Annotated in this window: 22 protein-coding genes; 18 read left to right on the top strand and 4 right to left on the bottom strand. The window is 68.8% G+C overall.

Annotated elements, in window-relative coordinates; all coding sequences use genetic code 11:
- The first annotated feature begins 23 nt into the window (after positions 1-23).
- The 12 genes from priA to pyk all read left to right on the top strand — a co-directional run bounded on the left by priA (position 24) and on the right by pyk (position 11,885).
- A complete protein-coding gene (gene priA, locus B4L26_RS13565) occupies positions 24-770 on the top strand; it encodes a bifunctional 1-(5-phosphoribosyl)-5-((5-phosphoribosylamino)methylideneamino)imidazole-4-carboxamide isomerase/phosphoribosylanthranilate isomerase PriA (RefSeq protein ID WP_290719469.1) in 747 nt (248 codons plus the stop codon).
- A complete protein-coding gene (locus B4L26_RS13560) occupies positions 770-1,603 on the top strand; it encodes an inositol monophosphatase family protein (protein ID WP_290719467.1) in 834 nt (277 codons plus the stop codon). Before priA ends, B4L26_RS13560 begins: the two co-directional genes overlap by 1 nt.
- The gene (gene hisF / locus B4L26_RS13555; RefSeq protein WP_290719465.1) at positions 1,603-2,400 is read left to right on the top strand and encodes an imidazole glycerol phosphate synthase subunit HisF; all 798 of its coding nucleotides are present in this window, start codon (positions 1,603-1,605) and stop codon (positions 2,398-2,400) included. Before B4L26_RS13560 ends, hisF begins: the two co-directional genes overlap by 1 nt.
- Complete coding sequence (gene hisI, locus B4L26_RS13550; RefSeq protein ID WP_290719463.1) at positions 2,397-2,768, top strand: phosphoribosyl-AMP cyclohydrolase; 372 nt, start codon at positions 2,397-2,399, stop codon at positions 2,766-2,768. The genes hisF and hisI overlap by 4 nt, the downstream gene beginning before the upstream one ends.
- A gap of 6 nt (positions 2,769-2,774) precedes the next feature.
- A complete protein-coding gene (locus B4L26_RS13545; protein WP_290719462.1) occupies positions 2,775-2,954 on the top strand; it encodes a tautomerase family protein in 180 nt (59 codons plus the stop codon).
- Positions 2,951-4,495, top strand: a complete 1,545-nt coding sequence (locus tag B4L26_RS13540) for an anthranilate synthase component I (protein WP_290719460.1) — start codon at positions 2,951-2,953, stop codon at positions 4,493-4,495. The genes B4L26_RS13545 and B4L26_RS13540 overlap by 4 nt, the downstream gene beginning before the upstream one ends.
- Positions 4,492-5,223 (top strand): TIGR02234 family membrane protein, encoded by a 732-nt coding sequence (locus tag B4L26_RS13535; protein WP_290719458.1) that lies wholly within the window; start codon positions 4,492-4,494, stop codon positions 5,221-5,223. Before B4L26_RS13540 ends, B4L26_RS13535 begins: the two co-directional genes overlap by 4 nt.
- A 147-nt stretch (positions 5,224-5,370) precedes the next feature.
- Positions 5,371-6,189: an indole-3-glycerol phosphate synthase TrpC gene (trpC, locus tag B4L26_RS13530; RefSeq protein ID WP_290719455.1), complete on the top strand. Its 819-nt coding sequence runs from the start codon at positions 5,371-5,373 to the stop codon at positions 6,187-6,189.
- A 14-nt stretch (positions 6,190-6,203) separates the two neighbouring features.
- Complete coding sequence (gene trpB / locus B4L26_RS13525) at positions 6,204-7,526, top strand: tryptophan synthase subunit beta (protein WP_409563430.1); 1,323 nt, start codon at positions 6,204-6,206, stop codon at positions 7,524-7,526.
- Positions 7,523-8,323, top strand: a complete 801-nt coding sequence (gene trpA / locus B4L26_RS13520; protein ID WP_290719451.1) for a tryptophan synthase subunit alpha — start codon at positions 7,523-7,525, stop codon at positions 8,321-8,323. The genes trpB and trpA overlap by 4 nt, the downstream gene beginning before the upstream one ends.
- A 44-nt stretch (positions 8,324-8,367) precedes the next feature.
- Positions 8,368-10,365: a prolipoprotein diacylglyceryl transferase gene (gene lgt / locus B4L26_RS13515; protein WP_290719449.1), complete on the top strand. Its 1,998-nt coding sequence runs from the start codon at positions 8,368-8,370 to the stop codon at positions 10,363-10,365.
- Positions 10,366-10,466: 101 nt separating this feature from the next.
- Positions 10,467-11,885: a pyruvate kinase gene (gene pyk / locus B4L26_RS13510; protein WP_290719446.1), complete on the top strand. Its 1,419-nt coding sequence runs from the start codon at positions 10,467-10,469 to the stop codon at positions 11,883-11,885.
- A 19-nt stretch (positions 11,886-11,904) separates the two neighbouring features.
- On the opposite strand, the gene B4L26_RS13505 is transcribed toward pyk, so the two are convergent.
- Positions 11,905-12,594, bottom strand: a complete 690-nt coding sequence (locus B4L26_RS13505) for a metal-dependent transcriptional regulator (RefSeq protein ID WP_290719443.1) — start codon at positions 12,592-12,594, stop codon at positions 11,905-11,907.
- 65 nt (positions 12,595-12,659) lie between these two features.
- On the opposite strand from B4L26_RS13505, the gene B4L26_RS13500 reads away from it, so the two are divergent.
- From B4L26_RS13500 to B4L26_RS13480, 5 genes are all read left to right on the top strand, one after another.
- The gene (locus B4L26_RS13500; RefSeq protein WP_290719441.1) at positions 12,660-13,631 is read left to right on the top strand and encodes a bifunctional riboflavin kinase/FAD synthetase; all 972 of its coding nucleotides are present in this window, start codon (positions 12,660-12,662) and stop codon (positions 13,629-13,631) included.
- 4 nt (positions 13,632-13,635) lie between these two features.
- On the top strand, positions 13,636-14,229 hold the full coding sequence (locus B4L26_RS13495) for a hypothetical protein (protein ID WP_290719438.1): 594 nt from the start codon (positions 13,636-13,638) through the stop codon (positions 14,227-14,229).
- Positions 14,230-14,393: 164 nt separating this feature from the next.
- Entirely contained in the window at positions 14,394-14,663 is a 270-nt protein-coding gene (gene rpsO, locus B4L26_RS13490; protein WP_290719436.1) for a 30S ribosomal protein S15, read from the top strand.
- Between the two features lie 151 nt (positions 14,664-14,814).
- The gene (locus tag B4L26_RS13485; RefSeq protein WP_290719435.1) at positions 14,815-16,239 is read left to right on the top strand and encodes an aldehyde dehydrogenase family protein; all 1,425 of its coding nucleotides are present in this window, start codon (positions 14,815-14,817) and stop codon (positions 16,237-16,239) included.
- 10 nt (positions 16,240-16,249) lie between these two features.
- Positions 16,250-16,879, top strand: coding sequence for an ASCH domain-containing protein (locus B4L26_RS13480; RefSeq protein WP_290719433.1), 630 nt, complete (start codon positions 16,250-16,252; stop codon positions 16,877-16,879).
- Here the strand turns inward: B4L26_RS13480 and B4L26_RS13475 are convergent.
- Genes B4L26_RS13475 through B4L26_RS13465 form a run of 3 tightly spaced genes read right to left on the bottom strand, consistent with a single transcriptional unit; the run spans position 16,833 to position 18,756 of the window.
- The gene (locus B4L26_RS13475; protein WP_290719431.1) at positions 16,833-17,495 is read right to left on the bottom strand and encodes an HAD family hydrolase; all 663 of its coding nucleotides are present in this window, start codon (positions 17,493-17,495) and stop codon (positions 16,833-16,835) included. The two genes, B4L26_RS13480 and B4L26_RS13475, sit on opposite strands and share 47 nt — an antisense overlap.
- Positions 17,492-17,701 (bottom strand): hypothetical protein, encoded by a 210-nt coding sequence (locus tag B4L26_RS13470; protein WP_290719429.1) that lies wholly within the window; start codon positions 17,699-17,701, stop codon positions 17,492-17,494. The genes B4L26_RS13475 and B4L26_RS13470 overlap by 4 nt, the downstream gene beginning before the upstream one ends.
- Positions 17,702-17,736: 35 nt before the next feature.
- Positions 17,737-18,756 (bottom strand): LLM class flavin-dependent oxidoreductase, encoded by a 1,020-nt coding sequence (locus tag B4L26_RS13465; protein WP_290719428.1) that lies wholly within the window; start codon positions 18,754-18,756, stop codon positions 17,737-17,739.
- A gap of 389 nt (positions 18,757-19,145) precedes the next feature.
- Between B4L26_RS13465 and B4L26_RS13460 the strand changes: the two genes are divergently transcribed.
- Positions 19,146-20,798 (top strand): polyribonucleotide nucleotidyltransferase (locus B4L26_RS13460; RefSeq protein WP_290719426.1); only part of this gene is annotated, 1,653 nt, incomplete at its 3' end.

Raw genomic sequence — 20,798 nt, 5'->3', positions numbered from 1 at the left:
AAGCCGATAGGACCCCGCCGCTCATGGCCCCCGCACTGCAACTGTTGCCCGCCGTCGACGTCGCCGACGGACAGGCCGTCCGCCTGCTGCGTGGCGCGGCCGGAACCGAAACGTCCTACGGTTCACCGCGCGATGCGGCGCTGGCCTGGCAGCGCGACGGTGCGCAGTGGGTGCACATGGTCGACCTCGACGCGGCGTTCGGGCGCGGGGACAACCGGGCGCTGTTGGCCGATGTGATTGCCGAACTCGACGTCGACGTCGAGTTGTCCGGCGGTATCCGCGACGACGACTCGCTGGCCGCGGCGCTGGCCACCGGCTGCACCCGGGTCAATCTGGGGACCGCGGCGATCGAGAACCCGCAGTGGTGCGCGTCGGCGATCGCCGAGTACGGCGACAAGATCGCCGTCGGACTCGACGTCACCGCCGACGGGGATTCGTGGCGGTTGCGCGGCCGCGGTTGGGTCACCGAGGGCGGTGACCTGTGGGAGGCGCTGGCTCGCCTTGATGCCGACGGGTGCGCGCGCTACGTCGTCACCGACGTCTCCAAGGACGGCACGCTGACCGGGCCCAACCTCGACCTGCTGCGCGACGTGGCGCAGCGCACCGGCGCGCCCGTCGTCGCCTCCGGCGGCATCTCGGCACTGTCAGACCTCACCGCGATCGCCGGCCTGTCCCATCTCGGGGTCGAGGGCGCGATCATCGGCAAAGCCCTCTACGCGGGCCGCTTCACACTGCCCGAGGCGCTCGCGGCGGTGCGCGAGGTGCGCTGATGGCCTCCCCGTCCGCCTGTTCACCCACCCCCGACCTGCGGGACTTGGCGCAGACCGCCGGTGAGGTCCTGGAGGCGGTGAGCCCCCGCTTTCGCGCTGACCGCGGTGCGGCCGGAGTGGTCGGCAAGGGTGATCGCGACTTCGCCACCCAGGTCGACCTGGATTTGGAGCGGTTCATCTGCGACGAGCTGACCACCCGCACCGGGTTGCCGTGCCACGGCGAGGAGTTCGGCGGGCCACCCGTCGACGAGGGATTGGTGTGGGTCGTCGACCCCGTCGACGGGACCTTCAACTACTCCACCGGCAGCCCGATGGCGGGAATGCTGGTGGGGTTGTGCGACGACGGCGCGCCGGTGCTGGGTCTGACCTGGCTGCCGCTGCTCGACGAGCGCTACGTCGGCTTCGCCGACGGCGGGCTGACCTGCAACGGGCAGGACTTGCCGACGCTGGCGCCGATGACGCTGCATCAGTCGGTGGTCGCGTTCGGGGCGTTCAACGAGCGCGCTCGCGGCCGCTACCCGGGCGCCCGTCGGATCGAGGTGCTGGCGGCGCTGTCCGGGCGGGCGGCACGGCTGCGGATGTCGGGCAGTACCGGCGTCGACCTCGCGTTCACCGCCGCCGGGACGTACAACGGAGCCATCACTTTCGGTAGCCACGCCTGGGACAACGTCGGCGGTGCGGCGTTGGTGCGGGCGGCCGGTGGCATCGTGACCGATGTCGCCGGAGAGCAGTGGACGGTATCGTCGCCGTCGCTCGTCGCCGCCGCACCGGGCGTGCATGGCGAGCTGATCGAGTTGATCGACTCGGTGACCGGACAGGAGTGGGAGATCTGATGAGTGTGGCGGTGCGCGTGATCCCGTGCCTCGACGTCGACGGCGGCCGAGTGGTCAAGGGCGTCAACTTCGAGAACCTGCGTGACGCGGGCGACCCGGTCGAGCTGGCGGCGCGCTACAACGAGGAGGGTGCCGACGAGTTGACGTTCCTCGACGTGACGGCCAGCAGCGCCGGGCGCGCGACGATGATCGACGTGGTCAAGCGGACCGCTGACGAGATCTTCATCCCATTGACCGTCGGCGGTGGCATCCGGGAGGTGTCCGACGTCGACGCGATGCTGCGCGCCGGTGCAGACAAGGTGAGTGTCAACACGGCGGCCATCGCGCGCCCCGAGGTGCTGCAGGAGATGAGCCGCCGGTTCGGCTCGCAGTGCATTGTGTTGTCGGTGGATGCTCGCACGGTCCCCGACGGCGGTGAACCGACGCCGTCCGGGTGGGAGGTGACCACCCATGGCGGGCGCCGCGGCACCGGGATCGACGCGCTCGAATGGGCGCGCCGCGGTCAAGACCTGGGAGTGGGGGAGATCCTGCTCAACTCGATGGACGCCGACGGGACGAAGGCCGGTTTCGACATTGCCATGCTGACCGCGGTACGCGCCATCGTCGACGTCCCGGTCATCGCGAGTGGGGGCGCCGGCCGCGTCGAGGACTTCGCGCCCGCCGTGCGCGCCGGCGCCGACGCGGTACTCGCGGCATCGGTGTTCCACTTCGGCGAGCTGACGATCGGCGCGGTGAAGACCGCCCTGTCCGACGCCGGGATCACTGTCCGGACCACCGGGATGGAGGCACGCGCATGACCGCACCGGAGAACGATCGGCTCGATCCTGCCATCGCCGCGCGGCTCAAGCGCAACGCCGACGGCCTCGTCGCCGCCGTGGCGCTGGAGGAGGGCACCGGTATCGTGCTCATGCAGGCCTGGATGGACGACGTGGCACTCGCCCGCACCCTGGCCACCGGCGACGCCACCTACTTCTCGCGGTCGCGCCAGCAGTATTGGCGCAAAGGCGAGACCAGCGGTCACACGCAGCGCGTGCGGTCGGTGCGCTTGGACTGCGACGGTGACACCGTGCTGCTCGTCGTCGAACAGACCGGGCCCGCCTGCCACACCGGCAACCACAGCTGTTTCGACACCGAAGAACTCTTCCACCCGACTTCTGAGAAGTGAGGCGCCATGCCGCTGATCCAGATCTCCCAGACTCCCGGCCTGTCCGACACGGTCAAACGGGAGACCATTGCCGCGGTGACCGAGGCGTACGCCAAGGCGACCGGTAAGAACCCGGACTCGGTGTGGGTGACCATCACCGAGGTACCGCGCTCCCAGTGGGGCGTGGGGGGCGAGCCGCTCGGATGAGACGACAAGCCAACTTGACTACGACGACGATCGAGCAGTTCCGCGAGCTCGCCGTCGACCACCGCGTCGTGCCGGTGACTCGTCGCGTCCTCGCCGACGGTGAGACGCCGCTGTCGGCCTACGCCAAACTCGCCGGCGACCGCCCTGGGACGTTTCTTCTGGAATCAGCGGAGAACGGCCGGTCGTGGTCGCGCTGGTCGTTCATCGGCGCCGGGTCGCCCGCTGCGCTGACCGTCGTCGACGGGGAGGCCAGCTGGTGGGGCACGACGCCCGCGGGTGCCCCCGTCGGCGGTGATCCGCTGGAAGCGCTCGCCGCATCGCTGCATCTGCTGGCCACCGATCCGCTGCCGGACATGCCTCCCTTGACCGGCGGATTCGTCGGGTTTATGGCCTATGACATGGTGCGCCGGTTGGAGCGCCTGCCGGAGACCACCGTCGACGACTTGGGCCTGCCGGACCTATTCCTACTGCTGGCCACCGATTTGGCCGCCGTCGACCACCACGAGGGAACGATCACGCTCATCGCCAACGCGGTGAACTGGGACGGGAGCGACGAGCACGTCGATGAGGCCTATGCCGATGCCGTGACCCGCCTCGACCGTATGACGCAGGCCCTTGCGGCGCCGACCCCGTCGACCGTTGCCGTGTACGACCGTCCGGCCCCCGACTACAGCGCACAACGCGACGTCGCCGAGTTCGGTGCGGTCGTGGAGGCCATGGTCGGCGAGATCGAGGCGGGAGAGGCATTCCAGGTCGTCCCATCGGTGCGCTTCGAGATGACGACCGAGGCCGACCCGCTCGATGTCTATCGGGTGCTGCGCGCCACCAACCCCAGCCCGTACATGTACCTGCTGCGGATGCCGGACACGGTCGGCACCGGCGAGCACCCGGTCACCGTCGTCGGCAGCTCCCCGGAGGCGCTGGTCACCGTCACCGACGGCGTCGCCACAACCCACCCGATCGCGGGCACCCGGTGGCGCGGCAAGACCGACGAGGAGGACGTGCTGCTGGGCAAGGACCTGCTCGCCGACGAGAAGGAGCGCGCCGAGCACCTGATGCTCGTGGACTTGAGTCGCAACGACCTCGGCCGCGTCTGCGAACCGGGGACGGTGAAGGTCAGCGACTACAGCCACGTCGAGCGCTACAGCCACGTCATGCACCTCGTGTCCACGGTGTCGGGGCGGTTGCGCGAGGACAAGACCGCGCTCGACGCGGTGACCGCATGTTTCCCCGCGGGCACCCTTAGCGGCGCGCCGAAGGTCCGGGCGATGGAACTGATCGAGGAGCACGAGATCACCCGGCGCGGCCTTTACGGCGGGGTCGTCGGCTATCTCGATTTCGCCGGCGATGCCGACACCGCGATCGCCATTCGCACCGCACTGCTCACCGACGGGAAGGCGTACGTGCAGGCCGGGGCTGGCGTCGTCGCCGACAGCCAGCCCACCTACGAGTACAACGAGGCGCGCAACAAGGCCACCGCAGTGCTCAACGCGGTGGCCGCAGCCGAGACCATGCGGCCGCTGGGCGGAGAACGGTCGTGACCGACGGCCCCGAGCGTGCAGACCCGGTAGTAGCCGATACCGCCGACGAGGGCACCCCGTCGCCCAACCGAGTCGCGCAGAAGGCGATCGCGTCGGTGTTGCTCGCACTGGGTGCTCTGGTCCTGTGGATCGCATCCCGGTTCACGTGGGCGCGCGTCGAGGCCGAGGACGGATTGTCGCCGATGCGCCGATTCGAGGTGAGGGGCTCGGATTGGAGCCCGTGGCTGACGCCGGCCGCCTTGGCGCTACTTGCCGCCGTGGCCCTCGTGTGGTCGCTGCGCGGCGCCGCGCTTCGCATCGTGGCCGTTGTGCTGGGCCTGGGTGCCGTCGTGATCGCCATTCCCGCGATCTCGTTGTTGAGCACCCCCGTCAACAGTGACTACGCCGCCCGCGCCATCGACCTCGCGCCTCGCTACCGGGTCCTGCTGACGACGGTGAACCCGTGGGCCCCGGTGATCGTGCTGGTCGGAGCGGCCTTCGTCGTCGTCGGCGCGGTGTTCGCGCTGCGGGCGGCGCGGGGTGCGGGCATGTCGTCGAAGTATCGTTCCCCGGCGGCGCGGCGCGAGGAATTGGAACGCAAAGTCTTCGCCGACTACGAGCGCCGGCAGCGGGCGCAGGCCCGTGACGGTCAGCCGGAGGAGCCGAATCGCAGCGCGTCAGACCGACAGCCCGAGGGCGAGCGGATTCTCTGGGACAGCCTCGACACCGGGGTCGACCCCACCGAGTAGCCCGGCACGGCCGACCCGCGCGGCGGTCCCGGTTCGGGCGCGGCTACCCTGTGACTCAATCAATCGCGCGGGATCGGCAGACAGCTATTCGATTCCGGCAGACGCAACCGGTCCGCGACGCGGGCACGCCGAGGAGGTGAGACGCCAGTGGGAGAGCCGACCGTGCTCGACTCGATCATCGAGGGCGTCAAGGCCGACGTCGCCGCTCGGGAGGCGGCCGTCGACTACCAGACCATCAAGCAGGCGTCCGCGCAGGCCCGGCCGCCGCGTGACGCCATGGCCGCCCTGCGCCAGCCGGGGATCGGTGTCATCGCCGAGGTCAAGCGGGCGAGCCCGTCGCGCGGGGAGTTGGCCGACATCGCCGACCCCGCCGAGTTGGCGAAGGTCTACGAGGACGGTGGCGCCCGTGTCATCAGCGTGCTCACCGAGGAGCGCCGCTTCCGCGGTTCGCTGGCCGACCTCGACGCGGTGCGCGCGGCAGTCGACCTGCCGGTTCTGCGCAAGGACTTCATCGTCGGCCCGTACCAGATCCACGAGGCCCGCGCCCATGGCGCGGACCTGATCCTGCTGATCGTCGCGGCGCTGGAGCAGAACGTCCTCGAGTCGTTGCTCGACCGCACCGAATCGCTGGGGATGACCGCCCTCGTGGAGGCCCACACCGAGGAAGAGGCGGACCGGGCGCTGGCTGCCGGTGCGAAAGTGGTGGGCATCAACGCACGCAACCTCAAGACCCTCGAGGTGGATCGCGACGCGTTCGCGCGCATCGCCCCGGGTCTGCCCACCGAGGTCATCAAGGTCGCCGAATCGGGCGTCCGCGGCACTGCGGACCTGCTCGCCTACGCCGGTGCGGGCGCGGATGCCGTCCTCGTCGGCGAGGGCCTGGTCACCAGCGGCGACCCGCGCGCCGCCGTTGCCGAGCTCGTGACCGCCGGTACGCATCCGTCATGCCCGAAGCCCGCCCGTTAGGGAGGGCCGACACCGTGACCGATTCCTCCACACCGAACTCTGCGACGTATCCGCCCGCCAGTGCGGGCGTCGCCACCCGCACCGGCTTCGAGCCCGATGCGGGCGGGCATTTCGGCGTCTACGGTGGCCGGCACGTCCCCGAGGCGCTGATGGCCGTCATCGACGAAGTCACCGCGACCTACGAGAAGATGCGCACCGACGACAGCTACCTCGGTGAGCTCGATCGGCTACAGCGCGACTACACCGGCCGGCCGTCACCGCTCTACGAGGCCACCCGACTGCGCGAGGACGCCGGCGGGGCCAGGATCTTCCTCAAGCGCGAGGACCTCAACCACACCGGCTCGCACAAGATCAACAACGTGCTGGGACAGGCGCTGCTCGCGGCGCGCATGGGTAAGACCCGTGTCATCGCCGAGACCGGAGCCGGACAGCACGGCGTCGCGACGGCGACGGCGTGTGCGCTCCTCGGCCTGGAGTGCCTGATCTACATGGGCCGCGTCGACACTGAGCGCCAAGCGCTCAACGTCGCCCGCATGCGCCTGCTCGGCGCCGAGGTCGTGGCCGTCGAGACCGGTTCGGCGACGCTGAAAGACGCGATCAACGAGGCGCTGCGCGACTGGGTCACCAACGCCCACAACACGTACTACTGCTTCGGCACCGCCGCGGGGCCGCACCCGTTCCCGATGATGGTGCGCGACCTGCAGCGCGTCGTCGGGATGGAAGCGCGCGCGCAGATCCTGGAGCAGGCCGGACGACTGCCGGACGCGGTGACCGCGTGCGTCGGTGGCGGCTCCAATGCGATCGGGATCTTCCACCCCTTCCTCGACGACGAGGGCGTGCGGTTGGTCGGCTTCGAGGCCGCCGGCGACGGCGTGGAGACCGGCCGGCACGCGGCGACGTTCACCGGGGGTAGTCCGGGCGCCTTCCAGGGCGCATACTCCTACCTCCTGCAGGACGAGGACGGTCAAACCATCGAGTCGCACTCGATCTCGGCAGGCCTGGATTATCCCGGCGTCGGGCCTGAGCACGCCTACCTGAAAGACATCGGCCGCGCGGAATACCGCCCCGTCACCGATACCGAGGCGATGGAGGCGCTGCGGCTGCTGTCGCACCGGGAGGGCATCATCCCGGCGATCGAGTCTGCACACGCGGTAGCCGGGGCACTGACGCTCGGGCGAGAGCTGGGCGATGGGTCGATCATCGTCGTGAATCTGTCCGGTCGAGGCGACAAGGACGTCGACACGGCGGCTCGTTGGTTCGGCCTGTTCGACACGCCGCCGTCGGAGTTCGAGTACGCCGCCCGACTCGCCGAAGAGCAGCAGGGGAGCGGTCGATGACCACGACAGCACCGGCATCGCGGCTGCACGACACGTTCGCCGCCTGCCGCGCCGAGGATCGGGCCGCCCTGATCGGCTACCTGCCCGTCGGTTATCCGTCGGTTGACGACTCGATCACGACGATGCGAACCATGGTCGAAGCCGGTTGCGACATCGTCGAGGTCGGCATCCCGTACTCCGACCCGGTCATGGACGGTCCCACCATCGCCAAGGCCACCCAGAAGGCGCTCGCCGACGGGAGTCGGGTGCGCGACGTCTTCCCCGCCGTGCAGGCGGTCGCCGACGCCGGCGCCAAGCCCGTGGTGATGGTGTATTGGAACCTGGTCTTGCGCTACGGCGTGGATGCCTTTGCCCGCGATCTCGCAGCAGCAGGTGGACTCGGCATCATCACCCCGAATCTGATCCCCGACGAGGGTGCAGAGTGGGAGGCGGCTTCGGACGCCCACGGCCTGGACCGTATCTATCTCGTCGCACCGTCGTCGACGCCGGAGCGGCTGGCGATGACGCTGGAGCACTGCCGTGGGTTCGTCTACGCATCGTCGACGATGGGCGTCACCGGTGCGCGTGACGCAGTATCGGACCTCGCACCGGAGCTGTGCCGCCGGATCCGTGAAGTCTCCGACATTCCGATCGGCGTGGGCCTCGGTGTCCGCAGTGGCGCGCAGGCCGCGGAGATCGCCGGGTATGCCGACGGTGTGATCGTCGGGTCGGCCATCGTGTCGGCGGCCGACGAGGGCCAAGCGGCCGTCGGGGCGCTGATCGGCGAGCTCGCCGCAGGCGTGCGCGGCGACTTCTGAACGGCTCACGCTGACGCCGGAGGCCGTCGGTTAGTGTTGGGCACGTGAATTCCACGCAGGTCCTCGCCTACATCCCGAGTCCGCCGCAAGGTGTTTGGCAACTCGGCCCCGTCTCGATCCGCGCCTATGCGCTGTGCATCGTCGCCGGCATCATCGTCGCCCTGTGGTGGGGCTCGCGGCGGTGGATCGCGCGCGGCGGCCAGCCCGGCGAGGTCCTCGACGTGGCCCTGTGGGCGGTGCCGTTCGGCTTGATCGGCGGACGGGCGTACCACGTCCTGACCGATTGGCGGTACTACTTCACCGACCTCGGCGACACGCTCAACCCGCCGCGCGGCCCGATCGACGCGCTGAAGGTGTGGGAGGGCGGCCTCGGGATTTGGGGGGCGGTGGCCCTCGGCGGCGTCGGTGCATGGATCGCGTGCCGCCGCTACGGGATCAAGCTCCCCGCATTCGGTGACGCCATCGCGCCCCCCATCCTGTTGGCCCAGGCCATCGGGCGGGTTGGCAACTACTTCAACCAAGAGGTCTACGGTCGTCCGACCGATCTGCCCTGGGGCCTGGAGATCTTCCGTCGCGTGCCCGACAACCTGACCGGTGTCTCGACCGGTGAACGCATCGCCATCGTGCACCCGACGTTCCTCTACGAGGCGCTGTGGAACGTGTTCGTGGTGCTGTTGCTCGTCGCCGTCGACCGCTACTTCCGGGTCGGTCACGGGCGGCTGTTCGCGCTCTACGTCATGGGTTACTGCGCCGGGCGTTTCGTCATCGAGCTGCTGCGTGACGACGCGGCGTCCGAACCCTTCGGTATGGGGATCCGGGTGAACTCGATCGTGGCGGTCGTCGTGTTCGCCTGCGCGCTCGCCTATTTCCTGGCGGCGCCGCGCGGGCGGGAGCTGGGCCTGTCTATGTATCGTCCCGCGCGTGCCGACGAGTTGGCCGCCGAGGGCAAGGTCGGCTATATCGACCCGTGGGCCGACGACGATGCCGACGCACCGAGCGAGCCCGAAATCACGTCGACTGAGCCTGCGGTGCCTGAGGCCGATGAGCTGGAAGACTTGGAAACCCAGGAGGACGGTGCCCCCGAGGCGGAAGCCGACCGGGTGGAGGCGGCTGAGCTCGACGAGGAGGCGGCCGACGACGCCGAGGCCATCGACGAGGCCCAGGCCCAGGCCGACGCCGAGGAGCCGGACTCGCCGAGCGAGCCCGCTATCAAGCCGAGCGAGCCCAAAATCGCGCCGAGCGAGCCCAAAATCACGCCGAGCGAGCCCAAGATCGCGGCGACCGAGCCTGCGGTGCCTGAGGCCGATGAGCTGGAAGACTTGGAAACCCAGGAGGACGGTGCCGCCGAGGCTGAGGCCGACCGGGTGGAGGCGGCCGAGCTCGACGAGGAGGCGGCCGACGACGCCGAGGCCATCGACGAGGCCCAGGCCCAGGCCGACGCCGAAGCACCGGTCAGCGAACCCGACGATGCTCCAGAGGCGGCCGCCGACGCCGACGAGTCGCGTGTCATCCGCGTCAGCAGAGTGATGACCGCGCCGGCCTCGGCGATCTTCGCCCTCATCGCCGATCCCTCTGCGCAGCCGCGGTTCGACGGCAACGAGAACCTGCAGGAAGCCGCGGAGGGCCAGCGGGTCACCGCGGTCGGCGAGAAGTTTCTGATGACCAATACGAGCGGACGTGTCCGTGAGAACACGGTCGTCGAGTTCGTCGAGGACCGTCTCATCGCCTGGAAACCATCCGAAGTCGGCAAGACCCCGCCCGGTCACCTGTGGCGGTGGGAACTGGATCCGATCGACGACGACACGACCAACGTCGCCCACATCTATGACTGGACCGGCCTGGACCCCGACGACGAGAAGCGCAATGAGCGCGCACGGTCGACGACCAGCGCGTCGCTGCTGGCGTCGGTCAACCGGCTCGCCGAACTCGTCGAGAACGAGCCGGCAGCCGAGGCCGAGTCGGAAACCGAATCCGATGAGCCCGACGGCCCCGAAGACAACGACGGGGATCGGCCCAACATCGTGCGGCGCACCGACGGATAACGGCACCGTCGATGACCGGCGTGTGAATCGTGTGTGACACCTCGTCGCACGATGCCCGCATCGGTGGGGCGGGAAGCCCGGCAAGGGCTACGCTGGCTCGGGTGAACCGTCGAACGAAGATCGTCTGCACCATGGGCCCGGCCACCTCCTCGGTCGAGAAGATTCGGGAGCTGGTGGACGCCGGTTTGGACGTCGCGCGGCTGAACTTCAGCCACGGGACCCACGACGACCACGCGCAGATGTTCGGTTGCGTACGCGAAGTGGCGGCGGAGACCGGCAAGGCCGTGGGCATCCTCGCGGACCTGCAGGGCCCGAAGATCCGTCTGGGCGTCTTCGGCGACGGCCCCGTGGTGTGGGATACCGGCGAGACCGTCCGGATCACCGTCGACGACGTCGTCGGCAACCATGACCGTGTCGGGACGACCTACGCCCAGCTGGCGCGCGATGCGCAGGTCGGCGACCGGCTGCTTGTCGACGACGGCAAGGTCGGCCTCGTGGTCACCGGCATCGAGGGCAACGACGTCGTCTGCATGGTCACCGAGGGTGGGCCGGTCAGTAACCACAAGGGCTTGTCGATGCCCGGGATGAACGTGTCGGTTCCGGCGCTGTCGGAGAAGGACATCGACGACCTCGAGTTCGCGCTCGGCCTGGGCGTCGACCTGGTGGCGCTGTCCTTCGTGCGCAGCCCGTCCGACGTCGAGTTGGTCCACGAGGTGATGGACCGTGTCGGTCGCCGCGTCCCGGTGATCGCCAAGTTGGAGAAGCCGGAGGCGATCGAGAACCTCGAGGCCGTCGTCCTGGCTTTCGACGCGATCATGGTCGCCCGCGGCGACCTCGGCGTCGAATTGCCGCTGGAGGAGGTTCCGCTCGTGCAGAAGCGGGCGATCCAGATGGCCCGCGAGAACGCCAGGCCGGTGATCGTGGCGACCCAGATGCTCGAGTCGATGATCGAGAACTCCCGGCCGACACGGGCCGAGGCGTCCGACGTGGCCAACGCGGTGCTCGACGGCGCCGACGCGGTGATGCTCTCCGGCGAGACCTCGGTGGGTAAGTTCCCCGTACAGGCGGTGGCGACGATGAACCGGATCTGTGTGGCGGTCGAATCCGGCTCGCGGTCGGTGCCGCCGCTCGACCATCTGCCACGCACCCGTCGCGGCGTGATCTCCTACGCCGCGCGCGACATCGGTGAGCGCTTGTCGGTGAAGGCGCTGGTGGCCTTCACCCAGTCGGGCGACACCGTCCGGCGGTTGGCGCGGCTGCACTCACCGTTGCCGCTCCTCGCGTTCACGCCGATCCCGGCGATCCGCAACCAGCTCGCGGTGAGCTGGGGGACCGAGACGTTCATCGTCGACCGGGTCAACAACACCGACGAGATGATCGACGAGGTGGACCGCATTCTGATCGAGCGCGGCCACATGGAACTCGGCGAGGTCGTGGTCATCGTCGCCGGTGCGCCACCGGCCACCGTCGGTTCGACCAACTTCATCCACGTCCACCGAATCGGCGAGCAAGACCACTGAGGCGCCGTGTCGCGGACCGCTACCCGCTGGTCGCGACGTAGATCGCGCGCGTGGCTACGTCACCGAGGGTGATGGCGGGCTCCACGTCGTCGACGGTGATGGTCGTCGTGCCGGCGAAAGGCCGTTTGTCGGCGATGCGCACCAACCGGTCCAGCGTGATGCCGACTTCGTCGAAGTAGCGCAGCATCGCCGGGTCGGTGTCGGAGATCCGGGCGATGACGCCGGTCTCACCGTCGCGCATGTCGGCCAGCAGACACACCTGGGGGCTGGCGATCTCGCCGTCGGGGGAGGGGATCGGGTCGCCGTGAGGGTCGCGGCTCGGGTGCCCGAGCTTGGCGTCGATCCGGTTCATGAGCCGATCGCTGACGGCGTGCTCGAGCACCTCCGCCTCGTCGTGGACCTCGTCCCAGCCGTAACCGAGCTCGGACACCAGATATGTTTCGAGCAGCCGGTGCCGGCGGACCATGGCCACCGCCGCGCGCCGACCGACATCGGTGAGGGTGATCGCGCCGTACTTCTCGTGTTCGACCAGGCCCTGCTCGGCGAGTTTGCGGATGCCTTCGGACGCAGTCGACGGCGAGACCTCGAGCTTCTCGGCGATCATCGACGTCGTCACCTTGACGTCGCCCCACTCCCGTGCGGTCCAGATGACTTTCAGGTAGTCCTGGGCGACCGAGGACAACTCGGACGGTTCGCTCGGGCGTGGCATGACGTTCAGTCTAGTGATGCCGCGCCGCCGTTTCCTGCTTCGCGACGACGAGTAAGGTGAGCGGCGTGTTGCGATGGAGAGGTCTCGATGACATCCCCGCTGATTGGGGGCGGTGTGTGGTCACGATCGGCGTGTTCGACGGGGTACACCGCGGGCATGTGCAACTGATCAAGGCGGCGACGACGGCGGCTGCGCAGCGGGGCCTGCCGTCGGTGCTCATGACGTTCGACCCGCACCCCGCCGAGGTGGTGCGCCCAGGCACCCACCCGCCGCAGCTGACCACGCTGGCGCGTCGCGCCGAACTGGCGCAGGAACTGGGCATCGATGTCTTCTGCGTCATGCCGTTCACCCCGGCGCTCGCATCGCGATCACCAAAGGATTTCGCCCACGGGGTCCTCGTGGAGACCCTGCACGCCGCCGAGGTGGTAGTGGGCGACAACTTCACCTTCGGCCACAAGGCTGCGGGTGACGTCGCCAAATTGCGTGAGTTCGGGAAACGCTTCGGGTTCGAGGTGCAGGCGATCTCCCTGTTCGGCGAGCACGCGGTCACCTTCTCGTCGACCTACATCCGCTCCTGCGTCGCCGCCGGTGATGTCAGTTCGGCCGCCGAAGCGCTGGGCCGTCCCCACCGCGTCGAGGGCGTCGTGGTCCGCGGCGATGGTCGCGGACGCGAGTTGGGGTTTCCGACAGCCAACGTGGCACCGCCGATGTACGCCGCGATCCCGGCCGACGGCGTCTACGCCTGCTGGTTTACGGTGATCGGGCCCGGTGCCACGGTGGGCCAGGTCGAGCACGGCAAGCGCTATCAGGCGGCGGTGTCGGTGGGTACCAACCCGACGTTCTCAGGCCGCGCGCGCACCGTCGAGGCATTTGTGCTCGATGCGAAGGCCGACCTGTACGGCCAGTACGTCGCGGTCGATTTCGTGGAGCGCATCCGGCCGATGGAGCGTTTCGACTCCATCGACGGCCTGGTCAAGGCGATTGCCGACGACGTGGACCGCTCCCGCGCGATTCTCGCACGCGACGCTCAGGCGTAGCCCGTTGTCGAGCATCACGCGCGTCGGTTCGTCGAACGCGATAGCTGGCATCCTGGCGATCATCGGCGGACTCGTCGTCGTGGTGACCAGCGTCGTTCCGTGGGCGGACCTGTCCGAAATCGGCCTCGATCCCATCCGACCGTCGGGGATCGGCGTGGCCTACCTCCACCGTTCGGTCTACCTCGGATTGGGGTGGGTGACCCTGCTCCTGGGGATCGTCATCGCCGGATGCGGCGTTGCGGCGGTGATCGGTAAGGGGCTCGTCTTGCCGTCTCTGTCGACCGCGGCTGGTGCGGCGGCTGCGGTGGTGTTGATCTCCGGTTCGGTGTGCTTGTGGCCGATGCGTCTCACGATCAATGCGACGGAGCTGGGGTTCCCCGATGCCGATCCGACAATGGGCAGCCCGACACCGTGGATCATCCTCATGCTGGCGTGCGGGTTGCTCGTCGCGATCACCGGACTGGTGGGCGTGGTCCGGGCCGAAGACGACGCTCGGGTGCTGTGGGCGGTGGCCGCGGTCGGCGTGGGTGCCGTACTCGGCGTCGGGATGGTCGGCCTGGCCTGGTGGTGGTTCGGGCCGGGCGCTGCAGCCGGCTGATGACGGTGGATTTGGGCTCCGACCTGCGGCGCTGGTAGATTGGCCCGTCGGTGCTGCTGCGGTCCGTGGCGGCGCACCTCCCGTGCAGATGGAGCTTTCGGATTCGTCCGTGGTCTCGGTGGCGGGATCTTTGGAACACGGTACTGAAATGAAGGAGTTCAGCCATGTCGCTGACCGCTGCTGAGAAGAAGTCCATCCTGACCGAGTACGGCCTGCACGAGACCGATACAGGTTCGCCGGAGGCGCAGGTCGCACTGCTGACCAAGCGCATCCAGGACCTCACCGAGCACCTGAAGAAGCACAAGCACGACCACCACAGCCGTCGTGGTCTGCTGCTGCTCGTCGGTCGCCGCCGTCGCCTGCTCAAGTACGTCGCCAGCGTCGACGTCGAGCGCTACCGCTCGCTGATCGAGCGTCTCGGCCTGCGCCGCTGAGCGTCTAATCCGTCTATCCGGCCCGCACCACATCTGGTGCGGGCCGGATTGTTTTCCGACTCGTGATGTTTTCGGGGCGAACCGCCTACCGTGGGATGTGACATCCATTAGGTGGGATGTAACATCCGTTAGCGCAATAGCAGGAGGCCTCATGCGCGACTTGACCAAGTTCTACATCGACGGTGCCTGGGTAGAGCCCGACGATCTGACCGTGATCGACGTGATCAACCCGGCAACGGAGAAGGCGGCCGGCCAGGTGGCCCTGGGCAACGCCGCCGACGTCGACAAGGCGGTTGCGGCCGCCCGCCGGGCGTTCGATTCGTGGAGCCAGACCAGCGTGGCGGACCGCATCGCGGTGATCAACAACCTGGTAGCCGCCTACTCGGCGCGGATGGACGATCTCTCCGTCGCCGTCACCGAGGAGATGGGTGCGCCGACGTTCGTCGCCAGCAATGTCCACGTGCCGCTCGGTCTGGCGCACCTGGCCACGGCGGCGACCGCCTTGGAGACCTTCGTCTTCGCCGAGGATCGGGGGACCTCGCGCATCGTGAAGGAACCGATCGGCGTCTGCGCCCTGATCACCCCGTGGAACTGGCCGCTCAACCAGGTCCTCTGCAAGATCGCGCCAGCGCTCGCCGCAGGCTGCACGATGGTGCTCAAGCCGTCGGAGGTCGCGCCCTTCAGCGCCGCCATCGTCGCTGAGATCTTCGACGCGGCCGGGGTGCCGCCCGGTGTGTTCAACCTCGTCAACGGTGATGGTCCGGGCGTGGGTGCCGCGCTGTCGGCCCATCCCGACGTCGACATGGTCTCGTTCACCGGCAGCACACGTGCGGGCATCGAGGTCGCCAAGGCCGCCGCGCCGACGGTCAAGCGAGTTGCGCAGGAACTCGGTGGCAAGAGCCCCAACATCGTCCTCGACGACGATTCGTTCGCCGCCAATGTCGCCGGTGGGGTGGGCGCCGTCATGCTGAACTCCGGCCAGACGTGTACCGCACCGACGCGGATGCTGGTGCCGGCCGCGCGGATGGACGAGGCCATCGAGGCGGTACGGGCGCTCGAGCCGACGCTGGTCGTCGGTGATCCGACCGGGGAGGTCCGGCTCGGGCCCGTCGTCTCGGAGGCGCAGTTCGACAAGATCCAGACCTTGATCCAGTCAGGCCTGGAGTCTGGTGCGACGCTCGTCATCGGTGGCGCTGGGCGTCCCGACGGCCTGCCCGTCGGGTACTACGTGAAGCCGACCGTGTTCGCCAACGTCACCAACGACATGGAGATCGCCCGCACCGAGATCTTCGGCCCGGTGCTGGTGATCCTCGGGTACTCCGACCTCGACGAGGCGATCGACATCGCCAACGACACCGACTACGGCTTGGCCGGATACGTCGCCGGTGAAGACCTCGACACCGTACGCAAGGTGGCATCGCGGATCCGTGCGGGCCAGATCGGCATCAACGGGGCACCGCCGGACACGTCCTCGCCGTTCGGCGGCTACAAGCAGAGCGGCAACGGGCGCGAGTGGGGCGACTACGCCTTCAACGAGTTCCTCGAGGTCAAGACGCTCCTGGGATTCGGGGCCTGAGCAACACGGCGTGCTGATCTCTAAGGCGATCGCCGAGCAGATCCGCGCGGGCACGGTCACCACGCAGTACCGCCGCTGGGAGGCGCCACGCGTCAAGGTTGGCGGCACCCAGCTGACCCCGGCCGGGCTGGTGCGGTTCACCCGCGTCGCTCGCGTCAACGATGTGGGGAAGCTGACCGACCGTGCCGCGCGGGCCGCGGGGATGCGCAACGCCGATGCGTTGCGCAAGGCGCTGACTCCGCGCCCCGGCCGCGATCCGGGCGAGCGCGGCTCGCGCGGCGGTGAGCACGTCTACCGCATCAACCTGCAGTGGGCGGGCGAGGACCCGCGGCTCGCGCTGCGGGAGGAACTGCCCGACGACGAGGAGTGTGCGGAGATCGCGCGGAAGACGGCCGTCCTCGACCGGCGCCTCGGTGAGGGCTGGACGCGGGAGACCCTCGAGTGGATCGAGGTGAACCCGCAGGTCGTGTCGAAGCGTCTGGCGCAGTTGCGCGGCGTCGAGTTGGCGCCGATGAAGACCGACATCCGCAAGCTGAAAGGCCTCGGCCTGACGATCAGCCACGACGTCGGTTACGAGCTCTCGCCGCGTGGGGCTAAGTTCCTCGAATGGCTGCGGGCAGCTCGTCCAGCGAGTCGATGATTGTGGCGCGTTTGGCCTCGGGGCGCAGCGCGTGCAGGTGGCCCCACGGGCCGCGGCGGATGAGGATAGGGCGCATTCCGGCGTCGGCGGCCGGCAGGACGTCGTTGTCGGTGCGGTCCCCGACGTAGGCGATGTTGCGCGCGGGGAACCCGGCGAGATCCGCGACGGCGGCGAAGAACTCCGGTGCGGGCTTCTCGTAAACTAGCTCGGCAGAGTTGCGGATCTCGTCGACGGGTAGGTCCATCGCGCGCAGCGCGGCCAGCGCCTCGCGCGGTTGGTTGCCCGCGACGATGAGCCGCAGGTTGAGCTCGCGCAAAGCTGTGAGTGCGCGGCGGACGTCGGGGTAGAGGTCGTCGGCGTCGAAGGTGTTGCGCAGACCAGTCGGGTCTTCGGCGGCCCAGGCCGCTTCCTCGGCTGCGACGTCGAATCCGGGCCGGATGGTCTCGAACGCCGCCTCCACCGGCTGGTCGGTGGCGGCGCACGCGCCGACCAGGCCCAGCATGGTCAGAGGGGTGACACCGAGCCGGTGGGCCCACTGCGTCCAGATCCGCGTCTCGTCGATCAGCGTTTCGCCGACGTCGAACACGACGGCACGGATGGCTGGTGGGGGAGTCACGCGCCGTCCTTGTGGCGACGGCGGGCGCGCAGATCGCGGGCGGCGAAAACGCCGAAGCCGACGAGCAGCACGCCAGCGGTCGCGATGGTCACTGGATGGCGGTCGAGGATGAGCGCAACAACGGGGAGTACCAGGCCGACCCCATAGAAAAGCAGATTCGCGACGATCGTGCGGAACCGCCCGTCGCCGACGGGAATCATCACCATGGAATCGATGGTAGCCACCGGCGACCGGTGGGCGATCAGCGCCAGCCCAGCGCCGGGGCGACGTGGGTCAGGATCGACTCGATGACGTGGGCGTTGTAGTCGACGCCGAGCTGGTTGGGCACGGTCAGCAGCAGCGTGTCCGCGGCGGCGATGGCCTCGTCCTCGCGCAACTCCTCGATCAGCTTGTCCGGTTCGGCGGCGTAGCTGCGGCCGAACCGCGCGGTGGAGTTGTCGATGATCCCGACTTGGTCGGTGTCGTCGCCGCGCATGCCGAAGTAGGCGTGGTCGAGGTCATTGACCAGGGCGAAGATGCTGCGGCTCACCGAGACCCGCGGCTCGCGGTCGTGACCGGCCTCGCGCCAGGCGTCACGGAACCGCTGGATCTGCTCGGCCTGCAGCTGGTGGAACGGCACACCGGTGTCCTCGGTGAGCAACGTCGAGCTCATCAGGTTCATGCCGTGGCGTGCCGTCCACTCGGCCGTGGCGCGGGTGCCAGCGCCCCACCATATGCGGTCGCGCAGGCCGGGGGACTGGGGTTCGATGCCCAGGAGCCCGGGCGGGTTGGGGAACATCGGCCGCGGGTTGGGCTCGGCGAACCGGGTGCCTTCGATCGCCGTCAGGAAGACCGCGGCGTGCTCGCGCGCCATGTCGGCGTCGGAGGAGTCCTCGTCGGGCACGTGCCCGAAGTACTTGTAGCCCTCGATCACCTGCTCGGGAGATCCGCGGCTGATGCCCAACTGCAGGCGCCCGCCGGCCAGCAGGTCCGCCGCCCCGGCGTCTTCGGCCATGTACAGCGGGTTTTCGTAGCGCATGTCGATGACGCCGGTGCCGATCTCGATGCGGTCGGTCTTGGCGCCGATCGCGGCAAGCAGCGGGAACGGCGAGCCCAACTGCTGCGCGAAGTGGTGCACGCGGAAGTAGGCGCCGTCGGCGCCGAGTTCCTCGGCCGCAACAGCCAGATCGACTGATTGCAGCAGCGCATCTGCACCGGAGCGGACATGCGAGCCGCGTCCCTGCGACCAGTGGCCGAAGGAAAGGAATCCGATCTTCTTCATGTCTCGTTAACCGGACTACAGTCCGATTAATTCCCTGACGGCACGCGGTGCGACGTCGGACAATGGTTTCGCCGACGCTGGGTGATAAACTGCTGGACGGAACATCGCATGATGTCGATGTTGCCCCAACTGTTGGACCCAACGAGTCAGATCGGTCCTCGGTAGTGGCCGCCGGAACGAGCGGATCCATCCCCATTCCGGCTGCTTCGATCGAAGGCCGTCTGCACAGCATGCGACGCATGCACCGTCCGGCAATTCGAGGCGATCTCGCATCCTGTCTTGTCTCCCGACACCGTGCCCTGCGCATCCCGCGCTGCAAACGGTGTCGTCACGCATATCCAACGGCGTGGCCATAGGGCGCGCCGCATTGAAGGGAAACACCCCACCGCATGTCTGACAATATCGACGTCTACGAAGACGACGTCACTGAAGCCACCGCCGTCATCGACAACGGCAGCTTCGGCACCCGCACCATCCGCTTTGAGACCGGCCGCCTCGCCCAGCAGGCCGCCGGCGCCGTCGTCGCCTACCTCGACGACGAGACCATGATCCTGTCGACGACCACCGCGTCGAAGGCGCCGAAGGACCACTTCGACTTCTTCCCGCTCACCGTCGACGTCGAGGAGCGCATGTACGCCGCGGGCCGCATCCCCGGCTCGTTCTTCCGCCGCGAGGGCCGCCCGTCGACCGACGCGATCCTGACCTGCCGCCTCATCGACCGCCCGTTGCGCCCGACCTTCGTCGACGGCCTGCGCAACGAGATCCAGGTCATCGAGACGATCCTCTCGCTCAACCCCAACGACCTCTACGACGTCGTCGCGATCAACGCCGCATCGGCGTCGACGCAGATCGCCGGCCTGCCGTTCTCCGGCCCGGTCGGTGGCGTCCGCGTCGCGCTCATCCCCACCGACGAGAACAAGGCCGGCCAGTGGGTCGCGTTCCCGACCGTCGAGCAGCTCTCCGGCGCCGTGTTCAACATGGTCGTCGCGGGGCGGATCGCCTCGGGTGAGGGCGACAACGCCGACGTCGCGATCATGATGGTCGAGGCCGAGGCCACCGACAACGTGCTCGAGCTCATCGCCGGTGGCGCGCAGGCGCCCACCGAGGAGATCGTCGCCGAGGGCCTCGAGGCCGCCAAGCCGTTCATCGCCCGGCTCTGCGAGGCGCAGAAGCGCCTCGCCGAGGCCGCCGCGAAGGAGACCGGCGAGTTCCCGCTGTTCCCGCCGTACGAGGCCGACGTGTTCGAGGCCGTGCAAGGCGCGGCGTCGGAGAAGCTGTCGCAGGTACTGACCATCGCCGGCAAGCAGGAGCGCGACGACAAGACCGACGAGCTCAAGGCGGAACTGCTCGCCGAGCTCGGCCCGAAGTTCGAGGGCCGCGAGAAGGAGATCGGCGCCGCGTACCGCTCGCTGACCAAGAAGCTCGTTCGCCAGCGCATCCTCACCGACCACTTCCGCATCGACGGCCGTGGCATCACCGACATCCGGTCGCTCTCGGCCGAGGTCGCGGTCATCCCGCGGGCCCACGGCAGCTCCCTGTTCGAGCGCGGCGAGACCCAGATCATGGGTGTCACCACGCTGGACATGATCAAGATGGCCCAGCAGATCGACTCGCTGGGCCCCGAGAAGTCCAAGCGCTACATGCACCACTACAACTTCCCGCCGTACTCGACCGGCGAGACCGGTCGCGTCGGGTCGCCCAAGCGCCGCGAGATCGGCCACGGCGCCCTCGCCGAGCGCGCCCTGGTGCCGGTGCTGCCCAGCGTTGAGGAGTTCCCGTACTCGATCCGTCAGGTGTCCGAGGCCCTCGGCTCCAACGGCTCGACCTCGATGGGCTCGGTCTGTGCGTCGACGATGTCGCTGCTCAACGCCGGTGTCCCGCTGAAGGCGCCGGTCGCCGGCATCGCGATGGGCCTGGTTTCCGACGAGGTGACCATCGACGGCAAGTCCGAGACCCGCTACGTGGCGCTGACCGACATCCTCGGCGCCGAGGATGCCTACGGCGACATGGACTTCAAGGTCGCCGGTACGTCGGAGTTCGTG

The organism is Gordonia sp. UBA7599 (genome assembly GCA_002477755.1).
GTDB lineage: Bacteria > Actinomycetota > Actinomycetes > Mycobacteriales > Mycobacteriaceae > Gordonia.
The sequence above is the reverse complement of the archived record's forward strand: the minus strand, read 5'-3'. Positions and strand labels throughout refer to the sequence as shown.